This is a genomic window from Halorubrum rarum (assembly GCF_048380895.1).
In the GTDB taxonomy this organism is placed as follows: Archaea; Halobacteriota; Halobacteria; order Halobacteriales; family Haloferacaceae; genus Halorubrum.
Genome location: NZ_JBLWMN010000011.1, coordinates 64,371 through 77,355 on the forward strand (window position 1 = coordinate 64,371; position 12,985 = coordinate 77,355).

A 12,985-nucleotide genomic window follows, 5' to 3' on the forward strand; every position below is an offset into this window, starting at 1 on the left:
TCCCCTTCTGGTTCGGGGTACTTTTCGATACATCTGTCTCTTTAGCCGGTCCTCGGTTCTAATATTAGGAATAGAATAGCACGCCATTCACCTATGTATCGGTATTTGCGGATTTATTGTTTATTTACCGATAGCAACCGTATTCTTATGTGGTATATAACGATCCTTGGACTGAGAGTCTCGGATTTACTGACTTAGGGACTGAAGACAGAGAAGCAACGCTCGAAGAAGTGAAACAGGTTGTCGAACACCTCCACGAGGAACACCCAGAGATATTCGACGAGGAGTCTATCTCCCCGCAGGATTATAACCGAGAGCTAAGGGATGCCGTGTTCTCTCTCGGCGGCAAATACCGACAGGGACACGGCGCGGATAACGAGGACATTGTGCGAGACGTATTCCTCGAACCAGCGCAAGAAGAAGGCTACCTCACATACGTTGACCAGCGAGGGAGTGAACGAATCGATTTCAAAGGGCGTCTTTTGGATAATGATGAGACGTTCGCAATGGACGTTAAAGGTGGAGAAGGACAATCAATCGGTCATCTGCTCGTTCCCTCCAACACGAATATTCTGATGCTCTGGTCTGAGCGAAACGCTCGGAATACCAAATCTCCCGCATCTCGCTTGAATGAGGTGATCAACCGCGCTGTTCGGTGGGGATTCAATCAGGAAGCGTACCCTAGCTATATGATCATCCGAGACCCGCCGGCAGGTGCGGTTACGGATGAAGGTAGCGTCATTCCTGATGTCGTTGTCTTCCCGAACGAGTTCCCTTCGCCAAGTAATCCTTCCCCGGATCTGCCAGAGCTTGACGATCTCTATTTCGCAGAGGTGTTATTTGACGTGTTGACCAAGTATGGGGACCTCAACGATGACGAAGTTCGAAAACATATCTGGTGGCACAACCTCCAGTATCGTGACCGGGACGGCGGGATGATCGAGAAAGAGATTTACAACGAGTACAATAATTCAATCACGCTTACCACACATTCCATTCAGTTTTCTAGAATCTCAGATGTCGTATGATGTAGGTCGCTCTTCTGATGAAGGTTGAATCGGTGTTCCGTTGCTAATCCCACTCAGTAGCTGGCCGTCAGAGCTGCTGTAACACAAGGTCTTACTCCGTTGTGCTCATCTCAAAGTCGCCAGAGGGCTCTATCAACAATGTGCTACGCAAGAACGAAGGAGAAATTCCCGTCTTTACAGTAGTTGCCGAGCCTCTCAATACAGCACATGTCGAGGCTATGTATCGTCGAACTCGGTGAGTTCTATTTATATAGTTCTTTATCAGTCATATAAACACAGATCGTTGGCTGATACGAACTGATTCGGCAACTACTGTTCAGGGCGGGGAGGATGTTAAACGTACTCGCCCGACTCCTCGTCTTTCCGCTCGTCGAGGTACTCGTGGGCCTCCTCGAAGATCTCGCGGGGGCCGTCCTGGGTGATCGTGTTGATCGCCTGGTCGTAGTCGCGCCACTGCAGGTCGCGGTGTTCCTTCGAGAGTTCGGCGCTCGCCTCGAACGAGCGAGCGATGAACAGGTGCACCGTCTTGTGGATGGTGTTTCCGTTCGCCTCGAACACGTAGTCGTACTCCTCGCGGAAGCCGTCGATCAGCCGGAAATCCTCGATTCCGGCCTCCTCTGACACCTCCCTGATAGCCGTCTGCTGGAGCTCCTCGTCCCCCTCGACCCCGCCTTTGGGGAACTCCCAGTCCCCCGGTCGGCTCTTCAGGAGTAAGTACTCCCGTTCACCGCGGGTGTCGCGGAAGAGGATGGCTCCAGCGCTGGTCGCTTCGACCGTCATTACCGTCAGGTAAGCTACCCCCGTTAAAGAGGGTGTCGGACTCGCCGGTTCCTCGCGGGTTTCCGCCGCTCTCCGTCGCTCTGTGGCCCCGTATCCGACGCGTACAACGTCGTATATATGTCGTTGTCGCCCGCCACGCGTGTCACGAGCCACGCTCGCACGGATGCTCCGAAGCGGACGGAGGCGCGTGTGGACGGAGACGCACCGAACCGGCAGGTCGTGCGTCGCTCTCCCAGCCGACGTGCCGGTAGATGCGTTTTTAGGCCTCGGGCGACCATCCACGGACGACCCCCAGTCATGACCTTCGTCACGAAACTCACGTTCCAGTCGGGCGACCACGACGTCCTCACGGAGACCGTCGGAGATCTCAAATCGACGATCGAACGGAAGGGTGCGGAGTGTAAGGGCCCACACGCCGACCCGTCCGAAACCGTCCGCGTCCCCTTATATAAACGGCTCCGAACGGGCGAGGAGTTCGCCCCGTGGAGCTACACGGTATATAAACGCTCGATGGAGATCCACGGCTCCGACGACATCGCACGGGCGGTCGTGGGTCGCGACTTCCCCGACTCGATCCACGTCGAGGTCGAAGTCGATCGGAAGAAACCGCTCGGCCATCGTCGCGACAGCTGAGACCTGTACGTCTCCGCCTCCCGTCCGTTCGCCTACGTCGCCTCCCGTCCGTTCTCTCGTCTCCAAATCCTCCCGTTCTACCACGCCGAGAACCCGCCGTCCACGAACGTCTCCGCTTGCGTTCCGATGTACTCGCGTTGGGTTCCGTGAACGGCCTCCTCGAACCCCTCACCGGCGGCGAGCCGCGATCGGACCCGGTCGCGCTTCCAACTCGCTGGCGTGGTCCGGTTCTCGACGCGCCACCGGAGCGGCGCGAGCCACGACTCCGCTTCCGACGACGAACAACCCGCGGTGCGGAGCCCGGCGGCCGCGTGATCGAGAAGATCGTCGTAGACGGCGTCCGTGTCGTGGGTTCGCCTGCCGTCGTGCCCGAGCCATTCGAGGTCGGCGTCGAGCCCGTCGGCGACCGCGCGGTAGAAGTTGTCCCGAGCGACCGTCCAGTCGAGGCCGATCACGGGGTGTTCTCGCCGCGGGAGCGCCTCCATCAGCCCGGCGAAGGCGGCCTGAAAGGCGATCGAGTCGCGAACGGTCGGCTGTGCGGCGATAGGCCGGAACTCGATCCGGGCGTTCGCGCTCGACCGGCTCGCGCCTTCGAACACCGGGCGAACCCACCGCCAATACGTGCCGTGTTTCGTTCGGAACGTGGCGAACGCGTCGTCGAAGCGGTCGCTTCCGTCGCCGTCGGGCATCGGAACGATCGTGTCGTCGCTCGCGATCCGGTCGACGGCCTCCTCGACGTCGTGTACGTCCCGCGGGAACCGGACCTTGTCGTCGGCCGTTCGCGCGTTGAGCACCGACTCGAACACGTGGACTCGGTTCGCCTGGGCACCCTCCACGAGCACGCGCTCGCCGTCCCAGTCGTCGTCGTACAGATCCGGTGGGAAGAAGGGGGAGTTGACGCCGAGCGCCAACAGCGGCCCCGCGATCCGGAGCGCGTATCGGAAGTGAACCGGGAGCGTCTCCGCCTGTGCGACCTGATAGTGCGGCTGTATCGAGGTGATGAGACTCTCCGGCATCACCGTGTCCGCCGCCAGCGACACGCCGGGTGCCTCCATGGTGACCGACGCGGACCCGTCGGTCCCCGTGTTCGCCATCGCGTGATAGCGAACGGCGTCGCTCATGTTGGCGGCGATGGTGACGCCGTCGACCTCGACGCTGTCGGTGAGGTATCCGCGTGCGGTCTCGCCGGCCGGCGGAATCGTCCAGATCCCGTCGGAGACGAGCCGCATTCCCTCGACGCCCGCGGTGTTCTCGGCGGCCTCCAGTCGCGCGCGGACCTCCGCGAGCTGGGCACGAAGTCCGTGGTCCGAAAGCGGCTGTGGACTCGTGGACATCTCGGCGTTGTGTAGGCCGAGCTCCTTCTCGAACCCCATCAGCTCCAGCAGTCGCCGTGGGACGCGCATCAGCGCGTATTCGCCGGCTCTCGACTCCTCGCTCCAGCGGCCGTCAGCGACCGCGTAGAACTCGTACTCGAAGCCGACGATCGACTGCTGATTGTCGAACGTGCCGTCTCCGAGTCCCTGTTTGACGACCTCCGCCTCCTCCTCGGCGCGTGCCGCGAACGCGTCGGCGTCGACGTCGAGGGCGTCTCGAACGCCCGAAGCGAGGTCCGGATCCGTGCTCATGACCGGGTCGACGGCTCCGGATATTAAAAAGGGCGGCGACCGATCCCGCGTTCGGTGAGTGTCACCACACGGTGACGCGGTCGTCACCGGCCACACGGTGACGCGGACATCGCTGCTCGACGACGTGGTCGTCGATTCGGATCCGACGATGGGGCCGGAGGGAGCCGCCGCACCGGGGCGTTTTTGAGCGGGGACGATGGAGTCGGCGTATGCAACTCTCCGTGCTCGCCGATCGGGTCGAGCGGCTCGAAGCGGAGCCGGCCGACCTCGAAACGACGGCGGCGGTCGCCGACCTCCTCGTGGATGCGGGCGGCGGTCCCTCCGCGGACTCGGACGACGAGCTCGCCACGGCCACCCGGTTCCTGCTCGGGCGCGTGTTCCCGGCACACGACACTCGAACGCTCGACGTCGGTCCCGCGCTGTGTCGCGAGGCGATCGCCCGCGCTGCGGGCCCGAACGTGACGAAGGAGGACGTCGAGGACCGACTCGCCGAGCGGGGCGAGATCGGTGCGGTCGCCGCGGCGTTCGAGTTGGGCGGCCAGCGCGGACTCTCGGCGTTCGCCGGCGGGACCGAGTCGCTCACGGTCTCCGAGGTCGACGACCGGCTCCGCGAGCTGGCCGCGGTCGACGGAGACGGAAGCGAATCGCGCAAGCTCGACGTCCTGTTCGGACTGTTCAACCGGACGGATCCGGCGGAGGCGAAGCTCCTCGCGCGGCTCGTGCTCGGCGAGATGCGGATCGGCGTCGGCGAGGGGACGGTTCGGGACGCGATCGCGGAGGCGTTCCTCGCCGATCCGGCCGCGAGGGGTGTTGACGGTGACGTCGACGGGAGATCGGACGGCGGCACCCATCCGGACGACGGAGCGGTCACTGAAGACGGAGCGGTCACTGAAGACGGACCCGTCACCCACGCGACGGCCGACCGGATCGCGGCGGTCGAACGCGCGTTGCAGGTGACGAACGACTACGGGCACGTCGCCGTGCTCGCCCGCGACGAGGGCGTGTCGGGGCTACACGCGGAACGACTGGTCGTCGGCCGCCCGGTACAGGCGATGCTCGCGCAGGCCGGGACCGCGGGCGACGCCGTGGCGGAGTTCGGCGAGGTCGCGGTCGAGACGAAGTTCGACGGTGCACGCGTCCAGATCCATTACGTGCCGCCCGACTCGACGGGTGCGGCGAGCGGGTTGGGACCCCGGATCTACTCGCGAAACATGGACGAGGTCACGGCCGCGTTGCCGGAGATCGTCGAGTACGTCGCCGATCGAGTCGACGTGCCGGTCATCCTCGACGGGGAAGTGGTGGCGGTCGACGACGGCGGCGATCCCCTCCCGTTCCAGGAGGTGCTCCGACGCTTTCGGCGAAAGCACGACGTCGACCGGATGCGCGAGACCGTGACCCTTCGGCTCCACGCGTTCGACTGTCTCCACGCCGACGGAAGCGATCTCCTCGAGGAGCCGTTCCGGGTCCGCCACGATCGGTTGGCAGGTGTCCTCCCCGAGGCCGCCGCGGCGGTCCGAACCGTCGACGACGTCGAGGCGATCGAGCGGATCGAGGCGAACGCGCTCGACGCCGGTCACGAGGGGATCATGCTGAAGGATCCCCGATCGACGTATACGCCGGGCGACCGCGGTCGGAGCTGGCTGAAGCGGAAGCCGGACGTGGAGACGCTCGACGCGGTCGTCGTCGGTGCGGAGTGGGGCGAGGGACGGCGAGCGGAGCTGTTCGGCACCTTCCTGCTCGCGGTCCGCGACGAGAACGGTACGCGGGAGCGAGCCCGCGCTCGTGGCGCTCTCGACGACGACCACGACGGCGGCGCTCTCGACGGCGACCACGACGGGTACGCGACGATCGGGAAGGTCGCGACCGGGGTGACCGACGAGGAGCTGGCGGCCCTGACCGAGCGACTCGAACAGCACGTCGTCGGGGAGTCCGGAACGGAGCTCTCGATCCGCCCGTCGGTCGTCGTCGAAGTCGGCTACGAGGAGATCCAGACCTCGCCGACCTACTCCTCGGGCTACGCGCTCCGATTCCCCCGATTCGTCGGTGTTCGAGACGACAAAGGGGTCGGCGACGCCGACACGCTCGACCGGGTCGAGCGTCTCGCGGGAGGCTCCGAGGGGCCGTCAGAGGCGTGATCTCGAACGTCAAAGCGTGAATTCGAACGTCGAACGTCGACCGACAATTGAAATGAACGGCGACAGTATCGGTGGGTGATGGATTCCGACCCTCCCGTCGTGCTCGTCGTGGACGACTCCGAACGTGAACACGCGCTCGTGGACGTGCTCACGTCGACGGGTGACGAGGTCATCACGGTCGAGTCGGTCTCGGAGATACCCGAGACGGATACCGCCGAATCGACCGTCGTCGTCGCCCGCGACGACGCAACCGACGTCGTGGAGTCGGTCGAGGCGGCCCTCGACCGTGTCGATCTCCCGTCGGTCGTCGTGTATGCCGACCGGCTCTCCGAGTCGACGGTCCGGGGGCTGCTCGCGTCGGACCGAGTCGAATACGTTCCCCGAAACGCGCCGGGAGATGAGGCGCTGCTCGCGTCCCGTATCCGTCGGATCGCGAACGAGCGGCGCGACGGCCGGATCGGACGAACGATCACAGGGCGGGTCCCGCCGGTGCTCGACGACGTCTCGGAGGCGGTCTTCGCGATCAACCCCGATCGGAGTCTCGTCTACTGCAACCGCGCCGCCGAGGACCTGTTCGGCGCTTCTCGGGAGTCCGTGCTCGGGAGGGGGCTGTCCGACGTTCCCGCGATCTCCGGGACCGACCTCGAACGCGAACTGATCCGGTCGATGGACCGTGGGGAGCGGACCGCGATCGAGACGACGGTCGACGGGACTCGATACGACGTTCGAGCGTACCCGTCGGCCGCCGGGCAGTTCGTGTTCGCCCGCGACGTCACCGAACGCCACGAGCGGGACCAACTGTTTCGGGCCGCCTTCGAGGGCGCGATGGACGCGATGGTGATCGCCGACGACGACGGGCGGTACGTCGACGTCAATCCCGCCGCAGTCGACCTGTTCGGGACGGAGACCGTGGAGGGACTGATCGGCCGCTCGATCGCGGAGTTCGCTCCCGAGGAGTACGACGTCGCCGCGTCGTGGGACCGGTTCCACGCCTCCGATCACGAGAGGGGGTTGTTCCCGCTGATCAGCGACGGCGGCGACCGGAGGGTCGTGGAGTTCGCGGCGACCCCGAACGTCCTCGATGGACGCCACCTCTCCGTGTTACGCGACGTGACCGGCCGAGCGGGATACCCGAGCTTCCGGTCGATCATCGACGACGCGAGACGACCACCCGTCGATGACGGCGGGTAACGCCGTCGATGGCCACGCTCAAGGCGGTGCGAGCGCACCGATCGATATGACCGTTCGATACGACGACCTCACGGTGGAGTGGCTCGGCTACGCGACCGCCCGGATAGAGACGGCGGGCGGGTTCGTCGCGTACACGGACCCGGGGCGATACGGCGTGTTGGACGACTACTGGGCCCGCGACGGCGACCTCGTCGTCGTCACCCACGATCACCACTACGATCCCGACGGGATCCGGTCGGTCGCGAACGAGGACGCGACGCTGGTGATCTACGAGGCCGTCGACGCCGCCGGCATCGATCGGGACGTGGAGCCGGTCGACGACCTCGCGGTCGACTTCGACGTGGTTCGCGTCGACGACGAGGCGTGCGTCGACGTCGGTAACCATCGTACCGACCCCTCGGCGGACGCGACGGTCTGGTCGGTCGCCGCCTACAACGATCCGGAGGGGCCGAACGCGGACGACGACGGGACGTTCACGCATCCGCCGGGGCTCGGCTGCGGGTTCCTGTTGTCGCTTGGCGGTCGAACCGTCTTCTGGCCCGGCGACTCCGACGCGCTCGACGGCTTCGCGGAGCTCGACGTCGACGTCTTCCTCGGCAACATCGGCGGCGGCGGGATCGTGTCCGACCGTCACGCGACCGCCGATCTGGCGGAGCGGATGGGCCCCGACCTCGTGGTTCCGATCCATTACGACACGTTCGCGACGCTGGAAGCGGACGGCGAGGCGTTCGCGGGCGACGTCGCTTCCCGATCGATCCCGGTCGCGCTCGACGAACGCTCGGCAAACCAGTAGCGGCATCGAGGTCGTGGGGAGTACGGCATCGAGGTCGTGGGGAGTACGGCATCGAGGTCGTGGGGCACAGTCGCGTGGGAACCGTTTTCTGGATGGGGGTCGTAGGCGCGTCCATGTACGTCCGCGACGCCAAGAACCGGGATGAGGCGTGGTTACTGGACGAGATCGAGCGCATGGGGCTCGACGACGCCGCCTTTCGCTCGCGGGACTACGTGATCGCGGTCGACGAGAAGTCGAGCGAACGCGCCGGCTTCGGCAGACTCCGGATCCACAAGACGGCGGACGGCGACGAGCTGATCGAACTCACCGGGATCGGCGTGTTGCCGTCGTGGCGCGGCCACGGCGTCGGCGCACACGTCGTCGAGCGGCTCGTCGACACCGCCGCAGCGGACGGGTTCGAGACCGTGTACGTGTTGACCGATCAGGCCGACTACCTCACGCAGTTCGGTTTCACCCCCCTCGACGACGATGACCTCCCGGACCCGCTTCGTGAGAGACTGGCCACGAAACGCGAGACGGTCGACGAGGACGTCGTCGGGCTCCGGATCGATGTCGACGAGTTCGTGATGGCGGACCGGCTGCGGGACGCGTTTAAGAACGCGCCGGCGGAGGCTGACGACGTCGAATCGGAGTCGACCGAGTCGCCTGAGGACTTCGGGATCGACCCCGAGACGGCGACGTACAAGTACGACACCGGACGGTAACGCGAAGCGTGCGGGCGGCTCCGGCGAAGCGCCACCCCGCGTGACGGCCGCGAACGGTCACTCCTCCGAATCGTCGGGATCCGAGGGCGACCGACCGAGCATGTCACGGAGCGTCGAGAGGCCTCGACGACGGCTGGCTCCCTTCGAGAGTCGGACCCCGCGAAACGTTCCCGAGAGGTGGTCCGGCTCCGGGCCGATGTGATCCATGTGGTAGGCGATCCACGTGAACGAACTCATGACGATGGAGACGAGGACGAACGCCGCGGCGGAGACGAGGAACGTCGGATCCAGCGCGGCGGCGATAACGCCCGCGACCACGTAGACGAACGCGACGAACACGAGGAGAACGGTCACCGTCACCAGGATGTCGTTGACGGCGATCATCCGGGCGTTGTAGGAGATCCACCGAGCGTAGCTCCGCAACAGGCGCTCCTCGAACGTCGGATCCGGCTGTCGACCGCCTCGTTCCGCGATATCGGCGTCGATCGCCGCCTCGACGGCGTCGGCGTCGAGACCGCCCCGAAGGTTCGACGACGTGTACGTCACGGAGGCTAGCCCCGTCGAGACGAGCAGTAACAGCCCGCCGGTCACCGTGAACGCGTTCACGAGGACTGCGACGGGGAGCTCGGTCTGGACGAGCACGGAGCCGCCGGTGACGACGATGCCGATCAGAAGAAGGTTCGCCTTGAGTATCTCGATGGCTTTGTTGTCGATCTCCCGGAGCCGCTGGACCTGATACTCGAACGTGGTCGTGAGCTCCTCGCGAGCCACCGCGAGCGTCGTGGACTCGATCGCTTCGATGACGTCACCGTCGGGGATTCGCCCACCGTCGGGTCGGTCGCCATCCCCGCGCGGAGCGGCGGCATCGTTGGATCGGTCGTCGTCGACCATCGGTCGTCCGTAGACGGAGCGGTCCGGTAAGTTTACCGACCGCGATCGTGGGCGTCACACAGTACACCGCACACTGCCAGACCGCACTACATACCGTAACACTGCCAGACCGCACTACATACCGTAACACTGCCAGACCACACTACATACCGTACACTGCCAAACCACACTACATACCGTACACTGCCACACCACACTACATACCGCACACTGCCAGACCGCGTCCCGTCCCCTCGCGGTCGGACGGACATGTGGTACGCTTATCCGAACGCCGCCGCACCGAGGGATATGGATGAACTGCTGACGGCCGCGCGAGACGTGCTCGCGGACGCCTACGTCCCGTACTCGGAGTACCGTGTCGGTGCCGCGCTCTTGACCGCCGACGGAACCGTCTACACCGGCTGTAACATCGAGAACGCCAACTACTCGAACAGCCTCCACGCCGAGGAGGTCGCGATCGCCGAGGCCGTCAAGAACGGGCACGAGGAGTTCGAACGCCTCGTCGTCGTCTCCGGCGCTCGCGACGGGGTCACGCCCTGCGGAATGTGCCGGCAGACCCTCGCGGAGTTCGCGGACGGTGACCTCGCGATCGTCTGTGACGAGGGCGACGGGGAGACGAGCGAGTACACCCTCGACGAGCTGTTGCCGAACACCATCTCGCTGGCGACGCTGGCGGCTGCAGACGAGGCGTCCGACGGGGACGCGTAACGCGAACCGCGCTCGCTACGGCTCCAAGGTCGCGTCCGTCACGAGGACGTGCCCGCGATCGCCCTCCCAGACGACCTCGTACGCGAAGTCGATCCGGCGGTCCATGTGCGGGCCGTCGACGACGTACGTCTCGAACTCGCCGCCCTCGCCGAGCGGGTGCACGCCGTACTCCTCGCGCAGTTCGAGGAGCTCCGCGAGGGCTTCCTCGTCGTACCGGCGGCCGAGCCAGGACTCGTCGAGTCCGTAGGCGGCGACCTGCACGATCCGGATCTCGAAGCCCGCGTCGAACATCGCCTCGGCGAGGTCGACCGGGTCCGCCTGCCACAGCGGCGCAAAGAGGTCGATCCCGAGCCGGTCGCACATCCCCTGGATCCGGCTCGTCTGGAACTCGCTTTCGACCGCGCCGGCCGTGACCCCGGCGAGGTCGACGTCGGCGGCGAGGTCGCGAATCGCCGCCTCCATCGGTTCGAGCTCGGCGTCACCTTGCGCGCCGGCGTCGTCGACGTCGTCGGCACCGAAATCGTCCGGCGCGACCTCGACGAGCTCGATCCCGATGCTCTCGGCTGCGAGCCCGGCGAGACGCGTCGCCGGCGTGTGGTACATGTACGAGTCGCCCTCGGGATGGACGGTGAGCAGCCGGGAGACGTCGAGTCCCTCCTCGAGCGCGCGATACAGCGCCCACGAGGAGTCCTTACCCCCCGAAAAGAGACTCACCCAGGCGTCGGTCATTGGACCCGGTACGTCAACCGCCCGTAAATCGGCAGCGGTACGGCGTCTCCAGTTCGGTGCCTACGTGTCGCGTGACAAAAGTAGGAACGCGGCACCGATGAGCAGGCTGACGCTGCCGATAAGCGGATAGGCGATGGCCAGTCCGAACTCCGTCGCGAGGAACCCGAACACGGCCGGTCCGGAGGCGCTCCCGACGGCGGAGGAGGTCTGGGTCAGTCCGAAGAGGCTCCCGCTGAACTCCCGTTCGGCTTCCGAGGAGATGATCGCGTTCTTCACCGGAACGCAGGCGTACATCGCCAGCCCGATGACGAAGAACAGCACGACGAGCGCCCCGACGAGGAGTTCCTCCGGAAGCGCTCCGCTCCCGCTCACGAGGAGATACGTCACGACCAACAGCACGGCCGTCGCGACGGAGACGCCGACCCCGAGGAGGCCGCGGTGGACTCGGTCGGCGAGACTCCCCGCCCACAGCGACGAGACGCTGCCCGAAACGAGCATGACGAAGAAGACGGCGTTGCCGAGCGTCGCCGTCCCCCCCGTCGTGTCGGCGACGTACGACGTCGTAAACGTCATGATCGCACGCGTCTGGAGCGAAACGAGAACGGTCATCACGAGGAGCAGGAGCACCGTCGCGGTCAACGGAACGCGAAGCACTCCCGTCACGCCGGCACGAAGCCGTTCGATGGTCGACCGAGATCCGGGAGCGGTACCGTCTCCGACGTCGCGGTCGTCGAGCGCCCGATCGTCGGCGTCGGCGCTGGTTGGGCCGGTGTCACTCCCAGCGACGTCTGGGGATCTCGACTCCGGTTCCGAGAACAGCACCGCGAACACGAGCGTGAACACGAGTCCGAGCGTCGCGGCGACGGCGAGCCCGAACCGCCAGTCGAGGACCCCTGCGAGCCCGCCGATCACGAGCGGTGCGCCCGCGACGCCCGCCATCCCGAAGAACCCGAACACGCCCATCGCCTTCCCCTCCGTCGAGCCGGTCTCGAAGTCGCTGATGAGCGACATCCCCGTCGGGTGGTAGGTGCTCCCGCTGATCCCGGCGATGACCTGGGACGCCACGAGCGCCTCGTAGCTGTCGGCCATCGAGGCGAGGTACAGTCCGAGGACCATCCCGATCAGCCCGCCGACGAGGAGCCGTTTCTTTCCGATTCGGTCCGCGATCACGCCGGCCGGGAGCTGGAACACGGAGTACATCACGAAGAAGACGGTCAAGAGAAGTCCTCCTTCGGTGTAGGTGATGTCGAGATCGGCGACCAGAAACGGAATGATCGGTGGGATCGCGATCGAGAAGAACTCGTTGACCCCGTGTGTCGCACTGATGAGCGTCACGTTCTTCGGTTCGGCGAGATCGCGAAAGCCGCTGAGTGGAGACCACATTCGATTGATTCATTCTCAGTGCGGACGGGTATCCGTCTGTACGATCCGGCGCTTCTTTCCCGAACCTGCGGGCGTCAGACGACGCGGATCGCATCGGCTCGGGCGTTCGGGGCGGTGGTCTCCTTCGGGCGGCTCCGTGGTCGATCGTAAGAAGTGAGCTGCTCGGTTCGAGAGAGCCGTCGTCGAGGACGTCGAGATGATTTGTTAAGCATTCTTCGGTCAAAAAAATCATGTAGTCAGGGAACAGACATACAATTCACATATTTATTTAAGACATATTGTTTATTTTATTTATATCATAGAGACATGAACTGGGAGGGTTCCTGTCTTGTGATCTTGAATCGAATTTCGCCGGAGAACTCGTCGATGGTCCTCTGTCTTGAGA

The 12,985-nt window shown here is 64.9% G+C and carries 13 protein-coding genes; 8 read left to right on the top strand and 5 right to left on the bottom strand.

Annotation, left to right across the window (positions count from 1 at the left end):
* Positions 1-149 precede the first annotated feature (149 nt).
* The gene (locus ACNSN7_RS10180) at positions 150-1,028 is read left to right on the top strand and encodes a hypothetical protein (RefSeq protein ID WP_418282168.1); all 879 of its coding nucleotides are present in this window, start codon (positions 150-152) and stop codon (positions 1,026-1,028) included.
* Positions 1,029-1,361: 333 nt separating this feature from the next.
* Here ACNSN7_RS10180 and ACNSN7_RS10185 read toward each other — a convergent pair whose 3' ends face one another.
* Positions 1,362-1,808, bottom strand: coding sequence for a bis(5'-nucleosyl)-tetraphosphatase (locus ACNSN7_RS10185; protein WP_418282169.1), 447 nt, complete (start codon positions 1,806-1,808; stop codon positions 1,362-1,364).
* A gap of 297 nt (positions 1,809-2,105) precedes the next feature.
* On the opposite strand from ACNSN7_RS10185, the gene ACNSN7_RS10190 reads away from it, so the two are divergent.
* Complete coding sequence (locus ACNSN7_RS10190) at positions 2,106-2,441, top strand: 30S ribosomal protein S10 (RefSeq protein WP_418282170.1); 336 nt, start codon at positions 2,106-2,108, stop codon at positions 2,439-2,441.
* Positions 2,442-2,518: 77 nt separating this feature from the next.
* Here ACNSN7_RS10190 and ACNSN7_RS10195 read toward each other — a convergent pair whose 3' ends face one another.
* Positions 2,519-4,066, bottom strand: a complete 1,548-nt coding sequence (locus tag ACNSN7_RS10195; protein ID WP_418282171.1) for a glutamate-cysteine ligase family protein — start codon at positions 4,064-4,066, stop codon at positions 2,519-2,521.
* Between the two features lie 58 nt (positions 4,067-4,124).
* Between ACNSN7_RS10195 and ACNSN7_RS10200 the strand changes: the two genes are divergently transcribed.
* The 5 genes from ACNSN7_RS10200 to ACNSN7_RS10220 all read left to right on the top strand — a co-directional run bounded on the left by ACNSN7_RS10200 (position 4,125) and on the right by ACNSN7_RS10220 (position 8,889).
* A complete protein-coding gene (locus tag ACNSN7_RS10200) occupies positions 4,125-4,253 on the top strand; it encodes a hypothetical protein (RefSeq protein WP_418282172.1) in 129 nt (42 codons plus the stop codon).
* A gap of 22 nt (positions 4,254-4,275) precedes the next feature.
* Positions 4,276-6,201, top strand: coding sequence for an ATP-dependent DNA ligase (locus ACNSN7_RS10205; protein ID WP_418282173.1), 1,926 nt, complete (start codon positions 4,276-4,278; stop codon positions 6,199-6,201).
* Positions 6,202-6,279: 78 nt separating this feature from the next.
* Positions 6,280-7,392 carry a PAS domain-containing protein gene (locus ACNSN7_RS10210; protein ID WP_418282174.1) on the top strand — a complete coding sequence of 371 codons (1,113 nt, stop codon included), beginning with the start codon at positions 6,280-6,282 and terminating at the stop codon, positions 7,390-7,392.
* Positions 7,393-7,438: 46 nt separating this feature from the next.
* Positions 7,439-8,185, top strand: a complete 747-nt coding sequence (locus ACNSN7_RS10215) for an MBL fold metallo-hydrolase (RefSeq protein ID WP_418282175.1) — start codon at positions 7,439-7,441, stop codon at positions 8,183-8,185.
* A gap of 113 nt (positions 8,186-8,298) precedes the next feature.
* A complete protein-coding gene (locus ACNSN7_RS10220) occupies positions 8,299-8,889 on the top strand; it encodes a GNAT family N-acetyltransferase (protein ID WP_418282176.1) in 591 nt (196 codons plus the stop codon).
* Positions 8,890-8,946: 57 nt separating this feature from the next.
* Here the strand turns inward: ACNSN7_RS10220 and ACNSN7_RS10225 are convergent, their stop codons facing one another.
* Positions 8,947-9,780 carry a hypothetical protein gene (locus ACNSN7_RS10225; RefSeq protein ID WP_418282177.1) on the bottom strand — a complete coding sequence of 278 codons (834 nt, stop codon included), beginning with the start codon at positions 9,778-9,780 and terminating at the stop codon, positions 8,947-8,949.
* A 288-nt stretch (positions 9,781-10,068) separates the two neighbouring features.
* On the opposite strand from ACNSN7_RS10225, the gene cdd reads away from it, so the two are divergent.
* Positions 10,069-10,488 (top strand): cytidine deaminase, encoded by a 420-nt coding sequence (gene cdd, locus ACNSN7_RS10230; protein ID WP_418282178.1) that lies wholly within the window; start codon positions 10,069-10,071, stop codon positions 10,486-10,488.
* A gap of 15 nt (positions 10,489-10,503) precedes the next feature.
* On the opposite strand, the gene ACNSN7_RS10235 is transcribed toward cdd, so the two are convergent.
* Both ACNSN7_RS10235 and ACNSN7_RS10240 read right to left on the bottom strand, forming a co-directional pair.
* Entirely contained in the window at positions 10,504-11,217 is a 714-nt protein-coding gene (locus tag ACNSN7_RS10235; protein WP_418282179.1) for a diphthine--ammonia ligase, read from the bottom strand.
* 60 nt (positions 11,218-11,277) lie between these two features.
* Positions 11,278-12,552 carry an MFS transporter gene (locus tag ACNSN7_RS10240; RefSeq protein WP_418282180.1) on the bottom strand — a complete coding sequence of 425 codons (1,275 nt, stop codon included), beginning with the start codon at positions 12,550-12,552 and terminating at the stop codon, positions 11,278-11,280.
* Between the last annotated feature and the right edge of the window lie 433 nt (positions 12,553-12,985).